This is a genomic window from Serratia sp. FS14 (genome assembly GCF_000695995.1).
In the GTDB taxonomy this organism is placed as follows: Bacteria; Pseudomonadota; Gammaproteobacteria; order Enterobacterales; family Enterobacteriaceae; genus Serratia; species Serratia nematodiphila.
Genome location: NZ_CP005927.1, coordinates 2,398,964 through 2,416,794 on the forward strand (window position 1 = coordinate 2,398,964; position 17,831 = coordinate 2,416,794).

The 17,831-nt window shown below is 61.4% G+C and carries 16 protein-coding genes and 1 pseudogene; 8 read left to right on the forward strand and 9 right to left on the reverse strand.

Features of this window, described 5'->3' with window-relative positions:
* Positions 1-69: 69 nt before the first annotated feature.
* The 5 genes from crr to cysZ form a co-directional block, all read right to left on the reverse strand.
* Complete coding sequence (gene crr, locus L085_RS10860; RefSeq protein WP_004936467.1) at positions 70-579, reverse strand: PTS glucose transporter subunit IIA; 510 nt, start codon at positions 577-579, stop codon at positions 70-72.
* Between the two features lie 49 nt (positions 580-628).
* Positions 629-2,356, reverse strand: coding sequence for a phosphoenolpyruvate-protein phosphotransferase PtsI (gene ptsI, locus L085_RS10865; protein ID WP_004936461.1), 1,728 nt, complete (start codon positions 2,354-2,356; stop codon positions 629-631).
* Positions 2,357-2,402: 46 nt separating this feature from the next.
* Complete coding sequence (gene ptsH / locus L085_RS10870; protein WP_004936458.1) at positions 2,403-2,660, reverse strand: phosphocarrier protein Hpr; 258 nt, start codon at positions 2,658-2,660, stop codon at positions 2,403-2,405.
* A 400-nt stretch (positions 2,661-3,060) separates the two neighbouring features.
* Positions 3,061-4,029, reverse strand: a complete 969-nt coding sequence (cysK, locus tag L085_RS10875) for a cysteine synthase A (RefSeq protein WP_004936453.1) — start codon at positions 4,027-4,029, stop codon at positions 3,061-3,063.
* A gap of 185 nt (positions 4,030-4,214) precedes the next feature.
* Positions 4,215-4,973 (reverse strand): sulfate transporter CysZ, encoded by a 759-nt coding sequence (gene cysZ / locus L085_RS10880; RefSeq protein WP_015378670.1) that lies wholly within the window; start codon positions 4,971-4,973, stop codon positions 4,215-4,217.
* A gap of 221 nt (positions 4,974-5,194) precedes the next feature.
* On the opposite strand from cysZ, the gene zipA reads away from it, so the two are divergent.
* The 3 genes from zipA (at position 5,195) to L085_RS10895 (ending at position 8,536) form a co-directional block, all read left to right on the forward strand.
* Complete coding sequence (zipA, locus tag L085_RS10885) at positions 5,195-6,220, forward strand: cell division protein ZipA (protein WP_044030737.1); 1,026 nt, start codon at positions 5,195-5,197, stop codon at positions 6,218-6,220.
* Between the two features lie 79 nt (positions 6,221-6,299).
* The gene (gene ligA, locus L085_RS10890; RefSeq protein ID WP_044030738.1) at positions 6,300-8,321 is read left to right on the forward strand and encodes an NAD-dependent DNA ligase LigA; all 2,022 of its coding nucleotides are present in this window, start codon (positions 6,300-6,302) and stop codon (positions 8,319-8,321) included.
* A complete protein-coding gene (locus L085_RS10895) occupies positions 8,321-8,536 on the forward strand; it encodes a DUF3820 family protein (RefSeq protein ID WP_004936441.1) in 216 nt (71 codons plus the stop codon). Before ligA ends, L085_RS10895 begins: the two co-directional genes overlap by 1 nt.
* Before the next feature lie 26 nt (positions 8,537-8,562).
* Here the strand turns inward: L085_RS10895 and L085_RS10900 are convergent, their stop codons facing one another.
* Positions 8,563-9,555: a bile acid:sodium symporter family protein gene (locus tag L085_RS10900; protein ID WP_044030739.1), complete on the reverse strand. Its 993-nt coding sequence runs from the start codon at positions 9,553-9,555 to the stop codon at positions 8,563-8,565.
* Between the two features lie 97 nt (positions 9,556-9,652).
* Here L085_RS10900 and L085_RS10905 point away from each other — a divergent pair, with 97 nt between their 5' ends.
* Positions 9,653-10,573 (forward strand): LysR family transcriptional regulator, encoded by a 921-nt coding sequence (locus tag L085_RS10905; RefSeq protein ID WP_044030740.1) that lies wholly within the window; start codon positions 9,653-9,655, stop codon positions 10,571-10,573.
* A 1-nt stretch (position 10,574) separates the two neighbouring features.
* On the opposite strand, the gene L085_RS10910 is transcribed toward L085_RS10905, so the two are convergent.
* Both L085_RS10910 and L085_RS10915 read right to left on the reverse strand, forming a co-directional pair.
* Positions 10,575-11,042, reverse strand: coding sequence for a FlxA-like family protein (locus L085_RS10910; RefSeq protein WP_044030741.1), 468 nt, complete (start codon positions 11,040-11,042; stop codon positions 10,575-10,577).
* A gap of 52 nt (positions 11,043-11,094) precedes the next feature.
* Positions 11,095-11,643 carry a nucleotidyltransferase family protein gene (locus L085_RS10915; RefSeq protein WP_044030742.1) on the reverse strand — a complete coding sequence of 183 codons (549 nt, stop codon included), beginning with the start codon at positions 11,641-11,643 and terminating at the stop codon, positions 11,095-11,097.
* A gap of 159 nt (positions 11,644-11,802) precedes the next feature.
* Between L085_RS10915 and L085_RS10920 the strand changes: the two genes are divergently transcribed.
* Both L085_RS10920 and eutC read left to right on the forward strand, forming a co-directional pair.
* A complete protein-coding gene (locus tag L085_RS10920) occupies positions 11,803-13,188 on the forward strand; it encodes an ethanolamine ammonia-lyase subunit EutB (protein ID WP_044030743.1) in 1,386 nt (461 codons plus the stop codon).
* Positions 13,185-13,965: pseudogene (gene eutC, locus L085_RS10925) on the forward strand (ethanolamine ammonia-lyase subunit EutC). Before L085_RS10920 ends, eutC begins: the two are co-directional and overlap by 4 nt.
* Here the strand turns inward: eutC and L085_RS10930 are convergent.
* On the reverse strand, positions 13,962-14,858 hold the full coding sequence (locus L085_RS10930) for a LysR family transcriptional regulator (RefSeq protein WP_044030744.1): 897 nt from the start codon (positions 14,856-14,858) through the stop codon (positions 13,962-13,964). The pseudogene eutC and the gene L085_RS10930 overlap by 4 nt on opposite strands.
* Before the next feature lie 451 nt (positions 14,859-15,309).
* Between L085_RS10930 and budA the strand changes: the two genes are divergently transcribed.
* Positions 15,310-16,089: an acetolactate decarboxylase gene (gene budA / locus L085_RS10935; protein ID WP_004936416.1), complete on the forward strand. Its 780-nt coding sequence runs from the start codon at positions 15,310-15,312 to the stop codon at positions 16,087-16,089.
* A 32-nt stretch (positions 16,090-16,121) separates the two neighbouring features.
* The gene (alsS, locus tag L085_RS10940; RefSeq protein ID WP_004936413.1) at positions 16,122-17,807 is read left to right on the forward strand and encodes an acetolactate synthase AlsS; all 1,686 of its coding nucleotides are present in this window, start codon (positions 16,122-16,124) and stop codon (positions 17,805-17,807) included.
* The last annotated feature ends 24 nt before the right edge of the window (positions 17,808-17,831 follow it).

The window sequence follows — 17,831 nt, forward strand, 5'->3', positions numbered from 1 at the left end:
GATACCCCGAAGGGATAAAAAACGGCGCCGAGGGCGCCGTTTTTTACTGCTCATTCGCGATAACTTCGATTACTTCTTGATGCGGATGATCGGGGTTTCGCCAACGGTTACGCTGCCGGACAGTTTGATCAGCTCTTTGATCTCGTCCATGTTGGAGATAACGACCGGCGTCAGGGTAGACTTGGCTTTTTCTTCCAGCAGAGGCAGGTTGAACTCGATAACGACGTCGCCTTTCTTGACGCGCTGGCCTTCTTCGGCGATGCGTTTGAAGCCTTCGCCTTTCAGTTCTACGGTATCGATGCCGAAGTGGACGAACAGCTCAATGCCGCTGTCGGATTCGATAGAGAATGCATGGTTGGTTTCGAAAATCTTACCGATGGTGCCGTCAACCGGAGCAACCATTTTGTTGCCGGCCGGTTTGATGGCGATACCGTCGCCAACGATTTTTTCAGCGAACACTACGTCCGGCACATCTTCGATATTGACGATTTCGCCAGAAAGGGGAGCGACGATCTCGATAGTGCCCGTGTCTTTCTTGTCATCAGAAACCAGAGATTTCAGTTTATCGAACAAACCCATGATCTTCTCCTAAGCATTAAATTGGGCGGCGTTCCAGTGTCGTGGAAGTTTAGCAGAGCGTTTTTTCTTCGATGAATTTATTGACGCAATTCATCAGGTCTTGTGCCGTTGGCTGTGCCAAGGCCTGCGCTGCCAACGCCTTCACATCTTCGAAATTCGTGTTACGAATAATTTTCTTGATGCGCGGGATTGAAATCGCACTCATGCTGAACTCATCCAGCCCCATGCCCAATAACAACAGTGTAGCACGCTCATCACCAGCCAGTTCGCCGCACATGCCGGTCCACTTGCCTTCCGCGTGAGATGCATCAATAACCTGTTTGATCAGGCCAAGCACTGATGGGGACATCGGGTTATAGAGATGAGAAATCAGCTCGTTGCCGCGATCTACCGCCAGAGTATACTGGGTTAGATCGTTTGTCCCAATACTAAAGAAGTCGACTTCTTTCGCCAGGTGGTGAGCAATGACCGCCGCAGCCGGTGTTTCCACCATCACGCCCACTTCGATGCTCTCGTCAAACGCCTTGCCTTCTTCGCGCAGCTGCGCCTTCAGCGTCTCGATTTCGCCTTTCAGATCGCGCACTTCTTCCACGGAGATGATCATCGGGAACATGATGCGCAGTTTGCCGAACGCCGAGGCACGCAGGATGGCGCGCAGCTGGGCGTGCAGGATTTCACGGCGGTCCATCGCGATGCGGATGGCGCGCCAGCCGAGGAACGGGTTCTCTTCCTTCGGCAGGTTCATGTACGGCAGGTCTTTGTCGCCGCCGATGTCCATGGTGCGGACGATCACCGCCTGCGAGCCCATGGCTTCCGCCACGGCTTTATAAGCCTGGAACTGCTCGTCTTCGGTCGGCAGCGAGTCGCGGTCCATGAACAGGAACTCGGTACGATACAGGCCGACGCCTTCCGCGCCGTTGCGCTCTGCACCTGCGACGTCGCGCACGGTGCCGATGTTGGCGCAGACTTCAACCTGATGGCCGTCCAGCGTAATCGCCGGCAGGTCCTTCAGCTTGGCCAGATCGTTTTTCTCGGTGATGTATTGGTTCTGGGCGGCTTTCAGCTGATCGATAACGTCAGCGGTCGGGTTAACGTAAATCTGGTTGTTAACCGCGTCCAGAATCAGGTAGTCGTCGTTTTTCACCTGCTTGGTCACGTCGCTGGTACCGACGATCGCCGGCAGCTCCAGGGAGCGCGCCATGATGGAGGTGTGGGAGGTACGGCCGCCGAGGTCGGTGATGAAGCCCAGCACTTTGTCCAGGTTCAGCTGCGCGGTCTCGGACGGGGTCAGATCGGTGGCCACCAGGATCACTTCGTCCTGAATGGAGCCCAGATCGACGATCGGCATGCCCAGGATGTTCTGCAGCAGGCGCTTACCGATGTCGCGCACGTCGGCGGCGCGTTCTTTCAGGTATTCGTCGTCCAGCTCTTCCAGCGCTTTCGCCTGACCTTCGATCACGGTGTAGGCGGCGGCGTCTGCGGAGGCCAGATCGTCTTTGATTAGGGCTATGATTTCCTGCTCAAGCTCTTCGTCTTCCAGCAACATGATGTGGCCTTCGAAGATAGCTTCCTTCTCTTCGCCGAAGGTTTCGCCAGCTTTGGTCTTGATCGCTTCCAGCTGTTCGGACGCTTTCGCGCGGCCGGCCAGAAAACGCGAGACTTCCTGCTCTACTTGATCAGCAGAGATTTTCTTCCGGTTGATGACGATGTCGTCTTCTTTCAGCAAGAGAGCCTTACCAAAAGCGATGCCCGGTGATACTAAAATGCCTGAAATCATAACCCTACCTTACTCTTGACTGGTGTTAACTAAAAAGACGGGCCGATTACTCAAGCTCTGCCATCAGTTTTACCAAGTGCTCAACGGCTTTCTGCTCGTCTTCACCTTCAGCGGAGATGGTCACTACGGTCCCTTGAGTCAGCCCCAGAGTTTGCAGTTTGAACAGGCTTTTAGCGCTGGCGCTTTTGCCGTTGGAGGTCACGGTGATGTCAGACGTGAAGCCTTTGGCTTCTTTAACGAACTGAGCGGCAGGGCGAGTATGCAGACCATTCGGAGCGGTAATAGTAACTTCTTGCTGGAACATTGATGTTTCCCCAACTTATTGGATTAATGTTGTGGAGTTAAAGTTTAGCCCAGGGGGCTGACTTTAACTTGTCTGGTTATAGCGCCTGACTATGGACAGGGGCGAACGTTGATGCAACAGAAAACGACGCGTTAGGCACTTCAGATCAAAAAACTCGGCTTTAGACGTCGTTCCAATCCGCTCCCCATTATGCCCGATTCGCCGCGTCGGCGACAGATGAGTAAATCGATTCAGCCTCGACCGGGCTCGGAGAGTGATTAATTTTGCGCATCGAAATAATGCACCGTTAAATACTAAAGGCGACGGGCAAAAGCAATCTTGGACTGCTATAAAGTTTGATCCAGTCCACAAAAAAGCACCCTGCAGGGTGCTTTTTTTAGCGATTTGTGCAGTGGCGGAATTACTGCTGCAATTCCTGCTCGGTGAACAGATCGGCGAACAGCGCGGTGCTGAGATAACGTTCGCCGGAAGAGGGCAGGATGACCACGATAGTCTTGTCGGCGAACGCCGGTTCTTCGGCCAGTTTCACCGCCGCCGCGACCGCTGCGCCGGAGGAGATGCCCGCCAGGATGCCTTCTTCGTCCATCAGGCGTCGCGCCATGCTGATGGCTTCGTCGTTGGAGACTTTCTCGACGCGATCCACCAGATCCAGATCGAGGTTGCCCGGAATGAAGCCGGCGCCGATGCCCTGGATCTTGTGCGGGCCCGGCTTCAGCTCTTCACCGGCCAGCGCCTGGCTGATGACCGGCGAGTCGGTCGGCTCTACCGCCACGGTGGTGATGGCTTTGCCTTTGGTGTTTTTGATGTAGCGGCTAACGCCGGTCAGCGTGCCGCCGGTGCCGACGCCGGAGATGAACACGTCGACTTCCCCGTCGGTGTCTTCCCAGATTTCCGGGCCGGTGGTTTTTTCATGGATGGCCGGGTTGGCCGGGTTGCTGAACTGTTGCAGGATCAGGTAACGGTTCGGATCGGTGGCGACGATCTCTTCCGCCTTGGCGATGGCGCCCTTCATGCCTTTCGCCCCTTCGGTCAGCACCAGGTTGGCGCCCAGCGCCTTGAGCAGCTTGCGGCGCTCAATGCTCATGGTTTCCGGCATGGTCAGCGTCAGCTTGTAACCGCGCGCGGCGGCAACAAAGGCCAGCGCGATGCCGGTGTTGCCGCTGGTCGGCTCCACCAGTTCTTTACCGGCGGTCAGCACGCCGCGTTGTTCCGCATCCCAAATCATATTGGCACCGATGCGGCATTTGACGCTGAAGCTCGGGTTGCGTGATTCAACCTTGGCCAGAATGCGTCCGTTGCCGATACGGTTCAGACGAACCAGCGGCGTATGGCCGATTGTTAATGAGTTGTCTTCATATATCTTGCTCATAGCCCGTCCTTTAACTCTATGAAAATGTGGGGAACATCGAAAGCATACGCTAACAGTACCGGCAGGGAAGTAAAGAATTGGTATATCTATATGTTATTAGGAAATAAGTTTTAAGCACAATGATAAGGGCGCGAAATGCGCGCCCTGTCGAAAATTTCCGCGCTATCGGCGGAAAAAAACGGCGGTTATCGGACGAATTGCGAGCGGTAGCGATCGACCCACATCGCGGTGGCGCCGCAGACGGCGACCGGCAGGATCACCAGATTGAGGATCGGGATCATGGTGAACAGGCTGACCAGCGCGCCGAACTGCAGGTTGTCGGTTTTGTGCTGGCGCAGTGCGCGGCGCATGTCGGCAAAGCTCACCTTGTGGTTGTCGAACGGATAGTCGCAATACTGGATCGCCAGCATCCAGGCGCTGAACAGGAACCACAGCACCGGCGCCACCGTTTGACCGATGCCGGGCACGAAGTACAGCGCCAGCAGCAGCAGCGCGCGCGGCAGGTAATACATCAGCTTGCGCCATTCGCGCGCCATGATGCGCGGCAGATCTTTGGCGATGCCGAGCAGGCCGGTGTCCGGCAGCGGTTTGCCGGTCAGGCTGCCTTCGAGCTGTTCGGCCAGCAGGCCGCAGAACGGCGCGGCAATAAGATTGGTGAGGGTGCTGAACAGATAGCTGAACACCAGCAGCACCGAAATGACCGCCAGCGGCCACAGCAGGTAGCTCAACCATTGCAGCCAGTCGGGAACGTGGCTCATCATCGCCGGGATCCAGTCGCCGAGGCGGCTGAACAGCCACCAGAAAGCGGAACCCATCAGCAGCACGTTGACCAGCAACGGCAGAACCACATAGCGTTTAATCCCCGGGCGCGAAATCAGACGCCAACCTTCGGCGAAATAGTGAATGCCGCTGGTCGATCGGGGAGAGGGCTGCGTATAGGACATATCTTAAGTTATCTCGTTGTCTGAACAGGCATCATTATCATATAGGGATGATTTTCCACTGGCTAGGGTAGGGTTGGCTGAAAAACCAGCAGAAAAAGGCAGTATAATCATCTTTATTGGCATAAAGTTCAGCACGGACTTGCACTTGTGTGCGCGGGCAAATAGAGTTAAAGAGTGAATGTTTGCCGCGGTGGCAATGTATTGGAACAACAGAGATAGCAATGATGCAGGATTTGCGTCTGATATTAATCGTTGTTGGCGCGATCGCCATAATAGCGCTGTTATTGCACGGTCTGTGGACCAGTCGCAAAGAACGGTCAGCGCTCTTCCGCGATCGCCCAGCCAAACGTTCCCAAAAGGAACGTGAACAAACTCCGATCGACGATCTCGAAGAAGGCGTCGGTGAGGTGCGCGTACGCGCCGCTCACCCGCAAGACGAGCCGTCATTCGGCCATTTCGATGCCGCACGCGAAGAACCCGTGGCCGCGCCGAAGCCCGCTCCGGCGGCTGCGCCTGCGCCCCGCGCCGTTCAGCCGACTGCTCATCAGACGCCGCCTCCGCTGTCTCAGCGGCCGGAGTACGATGACATCCTGCTGAACAACTACGCGCCGGACGAAGAACCGGCCGAACCGCAGCAACCGCAACCGGCCGCGCGCCGTGAGCCGCGCGTCGACGATCTGCCGCATGAACATGAGGCGCCGCAGGGGGCTGAACCGGCATTCCACGCCGAGCCGGCCCCTGTGCAGCCCGCGCCGGAAGTGAAGTCGGCGCAGGAGCCTGCGCCACAGCCACAACAGCCGGCGGCTGCGCCAATTCAGGCCAAGCTGAAAGAGACCGTGCTGGTGCTGCACGTCGCGGCCCATCAGGGCGGCGTAATCGGCGGCGAAGTGCTGCTGCAGAGCGTGTTGCAGGCGGGCTTCCAGTTTGGCGAGATGGGCATCTTCCACCGCCATATCAGCCCGGCCGGCAGCGGCCCGGTACTGTTCAGCCTGGCGAACATGGTCAAGCCGGGGTCGTTCGATCCTGACATGATGTCCGACTTCTCCACGCCGGGCGTGTCGATGTTCATGATGGTGCCGTCTTACGGCGACGCCAATCAGAACTTCAAGCTGATGCTGCAGTCGGCACAGCGCATCGCCGACGACGTGGGCGGCGTGGTGCTGGACGACGAGCGTCGCATGATGACGCCGCAGAAGCTGGAAACCTACAAAGCGCGTATCCGTGAAGTGTTGGAAAACAACGCCTGACCGGATTGCCGCGCGCACTGAACATCCGTAACAACAAAGCCCCCGCTAGCCGGGGGTTTTTTATCTTTGATGGTGAGCCATGGAATCGATAATCCAACAAATCAATCAACTACGAGCCACACTGCGCCATCATGAATACCAGTATCATGTGCTGGATGCGCCGGAAGTGCCGGATGCGGAATATGACCGCCTGATGCGCGAGCTGCGCGAGCTGGAGAGCGCGCATCCGGAGCTGATCACCGCCGATTCGCCGACCCAGCGCGTGGGCGCGGCGCCGCTGGCGGCGTTCGACCAGGTGCGTCACGAAGTGCCGATGCTGTCGCTGGACAACGTGTTTGAAGAAGAGAGCTTCCTGGCGTTTTACAAGCGCGTGCAGGACAGGCTCAAAAGCAGCGATCCGCTGACCTTCTGCTGCGAGCTGAAGCTGGACGGCCTGGCGGTCAGCCTGCTGTATGAAGACGGCGAGCTGGTGCGCGCGGCGACGCGCGGCGACGGCACCACCGGCGAGAACATCACTACCAACGTGCGCACCATTCGCGCCATCCCGCTGCGCCTGACCGGCGACAACATCCCGCGCCGGCTGGAAGTGCGTGGCGAAGTGTTCATGCCGCAGGCCGGGTTTGAACAGATGAACGAAGAAGCCCGGCGCAAAGACGGCAAGGTATTCGCCAACCCGCGCAACGCCGCCGCCGGCTCGCTGCGCCAGCTCGATCCGCGCATTACCGCCAAACGCCCGCTGACCTTCTTCTGCTATGGCGTTGGCCTGCTGGAAGGCGGCGAGCTGCCGCGCAGCCACTTTGAGCGCCTGATGCAGTTCAAGGCCTGGGGCCTGCCGGTCAGCGAGCGCGCCCAGCGCCGCACCGGCAGCGAGGAAGTGCTGGCGTTCTATCGCCAGGTCGAGCAGGACCGCGCACAGCTCGGTTTCGATATTGACGGCGTGGTGATCAAGATTGACGACATCGATCTGCAGGAAACGCTGGGCTTCGTGGCGCGTGCGCCGCGTTGGGCGACGGCGTTCAAATTCCCGGCGCAGGAGCAGATCACCGTGGTGCGTGAAGTGGAATTTCAGGTTGGCCGCACCGGTGCGATTACGCCGGTGGCGCGCCTTGAGCCGGTGCTGGTGGCCGGGGTGACCGTCAGCAACGCCACCTTGCACAACGCCGATGAAATTGAACGCCTGGGGCTGCGCATCGGCGATACGGTGATCGTGCGCCGCGCCGGCGACGTGATCCCGCAGGTGGTGGGCGTACTGGAAGACCGTCGGCCGCAGGATGCGCGCGAAGTGGTGTTCCCGCTGCACTGCCCGGTGTGCGGTTCCGACGTTGAGCGCGTGGAAGGCGAGGCCGTGGCGCGCTGCACCGGCGGTCTTATCTGCGGCGCGCAGCGCAAAGAGGCGTTAAAGCATTTCGTTTCCCGCCGCGCGCTGGACGTTGAAGGCATGGGCGACAAGATCATCGAGCAGCTGGTGGACAAGGAGTACGTGAAGAACCCGGCCGATCTGTTCCGGCTGTCCGCCGGCATTCTGACCGGCCTGGATCGCATGGGGCCGAAATCGGCGCAGAATCTGGTCAACGCGTTGGAGAAATCCAAGCAGACCACCTTCGCTCGTTTCCTGTATGCGCTCGGCATTCGCGAGGTCGGCGAAGCGACCGCCGCCAACCTGGCCGCGCATTTCGGATCGCTCGAGAAGCTGTTCGCCGCCGACATTGAGGCGCTGAAAGAGGTGCCGGACGTCGGCGAAGTGGTGGCCAAACACACGCGCAACTTCCTCGATGAAGCGCTCAATCAGCAGGTGATCAACGAGCTGGTGGGGGCCGAGATCGGCATCCACTGGCCGGCGCCGGTGGTGGTGGTGGCGGAAGAGATAGACAGCCCGTTCGCCGGCAAAACCGTGGTGCTGACCGGCTCGCTGAGCCAGCTGTCGCGCGACGAGGCCAAAGATCGCCTGACGGCGCTGGGCGCCAAGGTCAGCGGCAGCGTGTCGAAGAAAACCGATCTGGTGATCGCCGGCGAGGCGGCGGGTTCCAAGCTGGCGAAGGCGCAGGAGCTGGGTATCGCCGTGATCGACGAAGCGGAGATGATCCGCTTGCTGGGTGAGTGATGGAAAAAGAAAACCTGCTGGAGATCGCCAATACCGTGATGCCGTTCGGCAAGTACCAGGGGCGGGTGCTGATCGATCTGCCCGAAGAGTACCTGCTGTGGTTCGCGCGCAAGGGCGAATTCCCCAAAGGCAAGCTCGGCATGCTGATGGAGATGACGCTGGCGATTAAAATCGAAGGGCTTGACCACCTGGTCAAGCCGCTGAAGAAAAGCTGATCTGACGGGCCTTGGCCCGTCTTTTTTTACCCGCGCGTCGCCTGCGCGTTGGGCACCGCCTGTTGCGCCTGCTGCTTGCGCTGATACCTTTTCGCCAATACCGCACAGGTCATCAGCTGCACCTGATGGAACACCATCAGCGGCAGCACCATGATCCCCACCGTCGCCGCCGGGAACAGGATATTGGCCATCGGAATGCCGTTCGCCAGGCTCTTCTTCGAACCGCAGAATACGATGGTGATCTCGTCCGCTTTGCTGAACCCCAGCCAGCGCGCCATGTAAGTGTTCACCACCAGCACGATCGCCAGCAGCACGATGCTGCCGCCGACGATAAACGCCAGCGAACCAAGCCCTACCTGATGCCAGATGCCGTGCGTCACCGCTTCGCTGAAGGCGGCGTACACCACCAGCAAAATCGAGGTCTGGTCGGTTTTACCGATAAGCGGGCGATGGCGTTCGATCCAGCCGCCGATCAGCGGCCGCAGCAGGTGACCGGCGACGAACGGCACCAGCAGCTGCAGCACGATCGAGCCCACCTGCCGCAGGCTGCCGGTATCGCCGTGCACATTCATCAGCAGGCCGACCAGCAGCGGCGACACGAAGATCCCCAGCAGGCTGGAAGCGGAGGCGCTGCACACCGCCGCCGCCACGTTGCCGCCCGCCAGCGAGGTGAAGGCGATGGCCGACTGCACGGTGGCCGGCAGGATGCACAGGTAGATGAAACCGGCATACAGCTCGGGGCTGACGTCGATCGGCGCCCACCAGGCGAACAGCATGCCCAGCGCCGGAAAAATGATGAAGGTGCTGAACATCACCCACAGATGCAGCCGCCAGTTGTTGCTGCCGGCCAGGATGGCCTCGCGCGACAGCTTGGCGCCGTGCATGAAGAACAGCAGGGCGATGGCGGCGATGGTCAGGGCGTTGAGCCAGCCGACGAACTCGCCGCGCGCCGGCAGGAACGACGCCAGCAGCACGGTGGCGATCAGCGTCAGGGTAAAACGATCGGGCAGAAATCTCATGGCGGTGCGCTCAGGGTAGAAAATCGATGGGGCTATTCTCCCGCGCGGGGATATAATAATTAAATTGATTTATTTAATTCATATATGAATAAAACACATGAATTACTCACTCAAACAGCTGCGGGTGTTCGTCGCCATCGCTCGCCACGGCAGTTTCAGCCGTGCCGGCGAGGCGATCGGCCTGACGCAATCGGCGGTCAGCCACAGCGTGAAAGAGCTGGAAGCAGAGGTCGGCGTGCGCCTGCTGGATCGCACCACGCGTGAAGTGGTGTTGACCGATGCCGGCCTGCGGCTGGCCAACCGGGTCGAACGGTTGCTGGACGAGCTGCAGACCACTCTGCTGGATGTGCGCAGCTTTGGCGTACAGCGCAGCGGTACGGTGCGGGTGGCGACGAGCCAGACCATTTCCGCCCATCTGATGCCGCAGTGCATCGCCGCCGGCGAGTGCGAATACCCGGAGATCCGCATCATGCTGCGCGATCAGGCGCAGCAGCAGGTGCTGCACAGCGTGCGCAACGCGGAGGTGGATTTCGGCATCGTGGTCGATCCGGTGCAGGCGGTGGATCTGGAGTGCGAAGCGGTGCTGCATGAGCCGTTCCTGTTGCTGTGCCGCGACGATCATCCGTTCGCTGCGCAGCAGGCGGTGCATTGGTCGGCGCTGAACGGTTGCCGCCTGGTGTTGCAGGACTATGCGTCGGGCAGCCGACCGCTGATCGACAGTGCGCTGAGGCAGCAGGGCGTGGAGGCGCAGGTAGTGCAGGAAATCGGCCATCCGGCCACGCTGTTCCCGATGGTGGCGGAGGGGATCGGCATCAGCATCTTCCCGGCGTTGGCGTTGCCGCTGCCGGAAGGGGGGCGGCTCCGGGTGCGGCGGCTGGTGCCGGAGATCAACCGCGCACTGATGCTGGTGCGGCGCAAGAACCGCTCGCTGACGCCGGCGGCGGAGGCCATCTGGCAGGTGGCGCGTCAGCAGGCGGCGCTGCTGCACCAGCGCCGGCAGGAAAACGCGGCATATTGACTCAGATATAGACGTCCACCGCGTTGAGCGGCGTTGGGCGGTTTACGCCGTCGCCGGCTTGCGCCGCGGCTTTTGCCATCTGCTCCTGCTGCTGCTTTTCCATTTCTTCTTTCTGGATGCGCGCGATCTCGGCTTGCAACATCTTGATCTGCGCTTCGATCAGCTGCTTCTGTTTTTCGATTTCCTTAGGATCGGCGTCGGAGTCCTTTAGCTCCACCAACTTTTGCTGCAGCGCCTGAATCTGCCGGTTCAGCGCTTTGATGCGGGCCGAGGCGCGGCTTTCGTTGAGGTTGACCGGTTCGTCATTGCCGTTGGCGCGTTCGTTTTTCTCCATCTTGCCGCCTTGCGGCTGGTTGTTGACCGGTTTGGCCATCAGCAATTCGCCCTGATGGCCCGGCGCGCTGAACACGTTGCTGACGCCGGGGACGGTATTCTTGATCGGTACTATCATGGTGATGGTGGTCGACATGGTTGCTCTCCCTGAGTCTGGATCTCGCTGTTCAGGGTATCGGCAGCGGCGGCTAAATCTTTACCTGCTGCAGACGCGGCCAGCGCAGCAGCCAGCCTTTGTCGAGCACCCGCTGGGCATAGGCCGCGCGATCGCCGTTTTTCGCGTTAAAGGTAATGGTGTCGTCGAATAGCGCCGCGAGCCCGAAGGGGGCCACCAGCGTGATGCTGTCGTCGGCGTTCAGGCGCGCGCCGATCGCCGTTTCCACTTCGGTCCAGAAGCTGATGGCCTCTTCGCTGTCGCGATAAGGCGCCCGGCCGCTGCGCAGGTGCATGCGCGCCTGGTTCTTGACCGACCAAGGTCGCGGCAGCCACTGTTGCAAACGCACCTCCAGCATGCGATCGCGCTCAGCGTCCGCCCGCTCCGCATCGAAGTGGATCACGTCGATATCGTTGAGCGGCGTGGGCTCCGTATAGCCATGGCGCCGATCCCACACCAGATTGCGCACAAAGCCGGCGCCGAGGCACCAGTCATTCAAGCCGAGCCGGCGCACGGTGCGCAGGGCGGCCATGCGTGCGTTATCTTGTTGCAGCCAGTCGATAATTTGCCGTTGCGGATCCATCACCCCTCCTGTTTTCGCGGCTACTGTAACCCGAAGCGGCAACGGGTGAAATGGGGGAAAGCGTGATGGCGGCGATCGCGTGCAAAATAATTTTCTTTTCCCACTGACTACACTTGGTGCAGGGCTTTTATCTCGTCACGCAGGGCAAGGGAGGGGGCTATGTTTCAGGCAACGGTGGGCCAACGCGGCTATCGCTTTGGCGATCTGCGCCAGCTGATGGCGAAAGCATCGCCGGCGCGTTCCGGCGATTATCTGGCGGAGGTGGCGGCGGAGAGCGCCGAAGAGCGCATGGCGGCGCGCATCGCGCTGGCGGATGTGCCGCTCAAGGCGTTCCTGCAGCAGGTGCTGGTGCCGTACGAACAGGACGAGGTGACGCGCCTGATTATCGACAGCCACGACGCCGCCGCCTTTGAGCCCATCTCGCACCTCACGGTCGGCGATTTTCGCGACTGGCTGCTGAGCGAGCAGGCGGACAGCGCCATGCTGGCGCAGGTGGCCGCCGGCATTACGCCGGAGATGGCGGCAGCGGTAAGCAAGATCATGCGCAATCAGGATCTGATCCTGGTGGCGAAGAAATGCCGGGTGGTGACGCGCTTTCGCAATACCATCGGCCTGCCGGGCCACCTCAGCGTGCGGCTGCAGCCCAATCACCCGACCGACAGCCTGCAGGGCATCGCCGCCAGCATGCTGGACGGTCTGCTGTACGGCAGCGGCGACGCGGTGGTCGGCATCAACCCGGCCAGCGACAGCCTGCCGCTGCTGGAAAAACTTAACTACATGCTGGACGATGTGATCCAGCGCTTCGCCATACCCACCCAATCCTGCGTGCTGACCCACGTGACCAACACGCTGCGGCTGATGGAGCGCGGCGCGCCGGTGGATCTGGTGTTTCAGTCGATCGCCGGCACCGAGGCGGCTAACCGCGGTTTCGGCATCAACCTGGCGCTGCTGGCGGAGGCGCAGCAGGCGGCACTGAGCCTCAGGCGCGGCACGCTGGGCGATAACGTGATGTATTTCGAAACCGGGCAGGGCAGTTGCCTGTCGGCCAACGCGCATCACGGCGTCGATCAGCAGACCTGTGAGGCGCGCGCCTATGCGGTGGCGCGCCATTTCTCGCCGCTGCTGATCAATACCGTGGTGGGGTTTATCGGCCCCGAATACCTGTATGACGGCAAACAAATTATCCGCGCCGGGCTGGAGGATCATTTCTGCGGCAAGCTGCTCGGCCTGCCGCTGGGCTGCGACGTCTGCTACACCAACCATGCCGAAGCCGATCAGGACGACATGGACACGCTGCTGACGCTGTTGGCCGCCGCCGGGCTGACGTTCCTGATCGGCGTGCCGGGCGCGGACGACATCATGCTCAATTACCAAAGCACTTCGTTCCACGATGCGCTCTATATCCGCGAACTGCTGGGGCTGAAGCACGCGCCGGAGTTCGCCGCCTGGCTGGCGGCGATGAACATCACCGACGAGCGCGGGCGGCTGCGCGACGCCGCCGCCAATCACCCGCTGTTGCTGGCGCTGCAGGGAGAACGGACATGAGCAAACCGGTTCACGTCAACAGTTGGGACTCGCTGCGCGCCTTTACCGACGCGCGCATCGCGTTGGGGCGCACCGGCGCCAGCCTGCCGACCGACGAGCTGCTGCGCTTCGGCCTGGCCCATGCCCAGGCGCGCGACGCGGTGCATCAGCCTTTCGACAGCGAACGGCTGGCGGCGGATCTGCACGATGCCGGTTGGCCCACGCTGGCGGTGCACAGCCAGGCCGCCGACCGCGCCGCCTATCTGCGCCGTCCGGATCTGGGGCGGCGATTGGCGCCGGACAGCCGCCGCCTGCTGCTCGGCGTGCCGCCGCGCCGGACCGATCTGCTGCTGGTGGTGGCGGATGGCCTTTCTTCCAAGGCGGTGCACCGCCAGGCATTGCCGCTGCTGCAGGCGCTGCGGCCCTATCTCGATACATTGGGGCTGGCGATCGCGCCGGTGGTGTTGGCGCATCAGGCGCGAGTGGCGCTGGGGGATGAGATCGGCGAGTGCCTGCAGGCCCGGGCGGTGGCGGTGCTGATCGGCGAACGGCCGGGGCTGTCGGCGCCGGACAGCCTGGGGGGTTTATCTGACCTGGGAGCCGAACGCGCGCAGAAGGGACTCAGAGCGCAACTGCATCTCCAATGTGCGGCCGGAGGGGCTGGATTATCCGCAGGCGGCGTTCAAATTGGCCTGGCTGCTGGAACAGGCGTGCCGGCGACGGCTGACCGGCGTCGAGCTGAAAGACGAGAGCGACAACCCGGCGCTGCGCGGCCGCGTCACTCCGCTTTACCCCTAGCTGGGCGGCTGACCGAGGGTTTGCTGCAGCAGGGCGGTGAAGGCCGCCAGCCGGGCGGACACCTTCGCCATCGGGCGCAGCAGATAGATGCCTTGCTGCTCATGGCGCGGATCTTCGAGCATCTGAACCAGTTGCCCATTCTGCACGTCCGGTCCCACCACCCAGTTGGGCAGGAAGGCAATGCCGAGGCCGAGCAGCGCCGCCTGGCGCTGCGCGGTGAAGTCGTCGCAGCGCAGCGCCATGGTGCAGCGGCTCATCAGCGCCGCGTCGAGGATCTGCGCCCAGCAAGCCGGCTGCTGTTTGTGGTAGCGGGCGATCAGCCGATGCTGCGGCAACGCTTCCAGATCGCTCGGCAGGCCATAGCGGGCGACGTAGGCGGGGCTGGCGCACATCACCCAGCGTTGCGTGGCGATACGGCTGGCGTACAGCGCGCTGTCCTTCTGTTCGCCGATGCGGAGGGCGGCATCCAGCCGTTCCTGCGTCGGATCGGTCTGGCGTTCGGTCAGATCGAGATCGATAGACAGCTGCGGATAGCGTTCCGCCAGCGTCGGCAGCAGCGGCAGCACATAGGTTTTGCCGAAGGTCGGCAGGCAGCTGATGCGCAGCGTGCCCTGCGGCGTTTCGTTCAGCGCGTTCAGCTCGGCGTGAATGCCGGTAATGTCCGTCATCAGCGCAGCGGCGCGCGTCAGCAGCAGCTCGCCGGCGTCGGTCAGCAGCAGCCCACGGGTGGAGCGGACGAACAGCGTGGCGCCGAGCGCGCTTTCCAGGGCGTCGATATGGCGCACCAGCGAGGAGGGCACCATGCCCAGCCGGCGAGCGGCGGCGGAAAAGCTGCCCAGGCGGGCCACGTCGAGAAAGATCGGCAGATGTTCAACATAACGGGCGTCATTCATTTTTGCATTATATGCAAAAGCGTTTCTTATGAATACCCGCTTCTCTGTCGGCGGTGCTGCGGCTACTCTGGCTGCGGGTTGACGGCGGGCTTTAACGCCGCTGCATCCCGGCCGTATAGAGAGAAAACGCATAAACCTCGCGGCGCTTAGCACTAAATAACAGATGTTTTTCCCAGGTTGCATGAGCCGCCTGCGGAGTTGGTTGTCGCTCCAACACCAGATTAACCGTTCAATTTGATATCCGACTCGGCATTAATGATTAGTGAGCCTTTACTTTCACACGTCATGCCGTGGGTTCTGGATATCGGCCGGCCAGCCGTGCCGGTTTTTTTGTCGCCTCAGGCTGAATCGTTCCAACTGATGAACGCGCCTTGGGGGGCATCTTGGCCCACCGTCGGTGGGGCTTTTGAACGCGCAGGATCGCGATCCCGCGCTGGTGGAGGAGTGAGTCATGAACGAAAAACACGGGTGTTCCTGTGCGCGCCATTTGGCGCAGGGTTTTGCCAGGCAGTCGATCAACGCCGGGGAGGGCGAAATCTATCAAATCTCGCTGATGAGCGCGCTCATCGACGGGGTCTACGAGGGTGAAACCACCATTGCCGAGTTGCTCAAACACGGTGATTTCGGCCTCGGCACCTTCAATCACCTGGACGGCGAACTGATCGCTTTCGACCAGGAAATACACCAGCTGCGCGCCGACGGCAGCGCCCGCCCAGCCGGTTTGCAACAGAAAACCCCTTTCGCCGTCGTCACCTTTTTCCAGCCCAGTATCAGCCAGCAGTTCGACCGGCCGATCACCAAGGCGCAGCTGCACCAGTGCATCGATGAACAGGTCGCCTCGCCGAACCTGTTTTGCGCGGTGCGGGTCGACGGTGAGTTCAGCCACGTGGAAACCCGCACCGTGCCGCGTCAGGAACGGCCCTATCGCCCGATGCTGGAAGCGATAGAAGAGCAGCCGACCTTCTCGTTTCATCAACGGCGCGGCACGCTGGTTGGCTTCCGCTCGCCGGATTACATGCAGGGCATCGGCGTGGCCGGCTATCACGAACACTTCGTTACCGACGACCGCAGCGGCGGCGGCCACGTGCTGGACTACCAGCTCGATCACGGCCGCCTGCAGTTCGGCGTCATCACCCGTCTTAATCTTCAGTTGCCGCATGATGCGGATTTCTTGCGCGCCAACCTCTGCCCAGAGGATTTGGACCGCGCGATTCGTTCCGCCGAGGGCTAACCCCGGCGATCGTTTTCTTAGGAGATGGAACCATGGCACAGGAAAAAACAGGCAATGACTGGCAATGCGGCGCCGACTTGGTGGTGAAAAATCTGGAAGCGCAGGGCGTCAAACACGTTTTCGGCATTCCGGGCGCCAAGATCGACCGGGTGTTCGACTCGCTGGAGGACGCGCCATCGATTGAAACGGTGGTGGTGCGGCATGAGGCCAACGCGGCCTTTATGGCGGCGGCGGTCGGCCGCCTGACCGGCAAGGCCGGGGTGGCGCTGGTCACCTCCGGGCCGGGCAGCTCCAACCTGATCACCGGGCTGGCCACCGCCACCTCGGAGGGGGACGCGGTAGTGGCCTTTGGCGGGGCGGTGAAGCGCGCCGACAGCCTGAAGCAGACACACCAGAGCATGGATACCGTCAGCATGTTCCGGCCGGTGACCAAGTATTGCGCCGAAGTGCACGCCGGTTCGGCGATTTCCGAGGTGATCGCCAACGCCTTCCGCCGCGCCGAGTTCGGCCGCCCGGGAGCCTCGTTCGTCAGCCTGCCGATGGATATCGTCAATGAACCGGTCAGCGCGCCGGTGTTGGCCGGCTGCCGTTTGCCGCGCATGGGGGCCGCGGCGGCGGACGACATCCAGGCGGCGGTGAAGCTGATCCGCCAGGCCAAATGCCCGGTATTGCTGCTCGGTTTGCAGGCCAGCCGGCCGGAGAACAGCGAGGCGGTGCGCCATCTGCTGTACCGCACCCACATGCCGGTGGTCGGCACCTATCAGGCGGCGGGGGTGATTGACGTCAACCACTTCGCCCGTTTCGCCGGCCGCGTTGGCCTGTTCAACAATCAGCCGGCCGATCAGCTGTTGCAGAAGGCCGATCTGGTGGTGAGCGTCGGCTATGATCCGATCGAATACGATCCCTGCATGTGGAACAGTCATGGGCGGCTGAAACTGGTGCACATCGACGTGCTGCCGGCGGATATCGACACCTGCTATCGGCCGGACGTCGAACTGGTGGGCAACATCAGCGCCACGCTGAACATGATGACCGAAACGTTCAATGAGGCGGTCTGCGTGCCGCCGGAGGTGGAGCTGATCCTCACCGATCTCGGCCGCCAGCGCACTGAACTGGCGGAACGCGCCGCGCGGCGCGGCGGCATGCCGATCCACCCGCTGCGCATCGTCAAGGAGCTGCAGGACATCGTCAGCGACGACGTGACGCTGTGCGTGGACATGGGCAGCTTCCACATCTGGATCGCCCGTTATCTTTACAGCTTCCGCGCCCGCCAGCTGTTGATCTCCAACGGCCAGCAAACCATGGGGGTGGCGCTGCCGTGGGCCATCGGCGCGGCGCTGGTACGCCCCGGCGATAAGGTGGTGTCAATCTCCGGCGACGGCGGCTTCATGCAGTCGAGCATGGAGCTGGAGACCGCGGTGCGGCTGAAAAACAACATCGTGCACGTGATCTGGGTCGATAACGCCTACAACATGGTGGAGATGCAGGAAGTGAACAAATACCAGCGCAAATCCGGCGTGGAGTTTGGGCCGATTGACTTCAAGGCCTATGCGGAATCCTGCGGCGCGGTCGGTTTCGCCGTGCAGTCGGTGGACGATCTGCGGCCGATGCTGCGCAAGGCGATGGCGATCCAGGGGCCGGTGGTGGTGGCCATTCCGGTCGACTACGCCGACAACTATAAGCTGATGGCGCAGATGAACTTCAGCCAGATGATTTAATTTCATCATCCTCGCGCCGTTTCA

Bases quoted from the DNA above. Each gene is read 5' to 3' on its own strand.
- L085_RS10915 (WP_044030742.1), bottom strand. From the start codon at position 11,643: ATGGATCCGCAACGGCAAATTATCGACTGGCTGCAACAAGATAACGCA.
- ptsH (WP_004936458.1), bottom strand. From the start codon at position 2,660: ATGTTCCAGCAAGAAGTTACTATTACCGCTCCGAATGGTCTGCATACT.
- crr (WP_004936467.1), bottom strand. From the start codon at position 579: ATGGGTTTGTTCGATAAACTGAAATCTCTGGTTTCTGATGACAAGAAA.
- L085_RS10920 (WP_044030743.1), top strand. From the start codon at position 11,803: ATGTTTCAGGCAACGGTGGGCCAACGCGGCTATCGCTTTGGCGATCTG.
- L085_RS10930 (WP_044030744.1), bottom strand. From the start codon at position 14,858: ATGAATGACGCCCGTTATGTTGAACATCTGCCGATCTTTCTCGACGTG.
- alsS (WP_004936413.1), top strand. From the start codon at position 16,122: ATGGCACAGGAAAAAACAGGCAATGACTGGCAATGCGGCGCCGACTTG.
- cysZ (WP_015378670.1), bottom strand. From the start codon at position 4,973: ATGTCCTATACGCAGCCCTCTCCCCGATCGACCAGCGGCATTCACTAT.
- L085_RS10900 (WP_044030739.1), bottom strand. From the start codon at position 9,555: ATGAGATTTCTGCCCGATCGTTTTACCCTGACGCTGATCGCCACCGTG.
- zipA (WP_044030737.1), top strand. From the start codon at position 5,195: ATGATGCAGGATTTGCGTCTGATATTAATCGTTGTTGGCGCGATCGCC.
- L085_RS10910 (WP_044030741.1), bottom strand. From the start codon at position 11,042: ATGTCGACCACCATCACCATGATAGTACCGATCAAGAATACCGTCCCC.
- ligA (WP_044030738.1), top strand. From the start codon at position 6,300: ATGGAATCGATAATCCAACAAATCAATCAACTACGAGCCACACTGCGC.
- L085_RS10905 (WP_044030740.1), top strand. From the start codon at position 9,653: ATGAATTACTCACTCAAACAGCTGCGGGTGTTCGTCGCCATCGCTCGC.
- cysK (WP_004936453.1), bottom strand. From the start codon at position 4,029: ATGAGCAAGATATATGAAGACAACTCATTAACAATCGGCCATACGCCG.
- budA (WP_004936416.1), top strand. From the start codon at position 15,310: ATGAACGAAAAACACGGGTGTTCCTGTGCGCGCCATTTGGCGCAGGGT.
- ptsI (WP_004936461.1), bottom strand. From the start codon at position 2,356: ATGATTTCAGGCATTTTAGTATCACCGGGCATCGCTTTTGGTAAGGCT.
- L085_RS10895 (WP_004936441.1), top strand. From the start codon at position 8,321: ATGGAAAAAGAAAACCTGCTGGAGATCGCCAATACCGTGATGCCGTTC.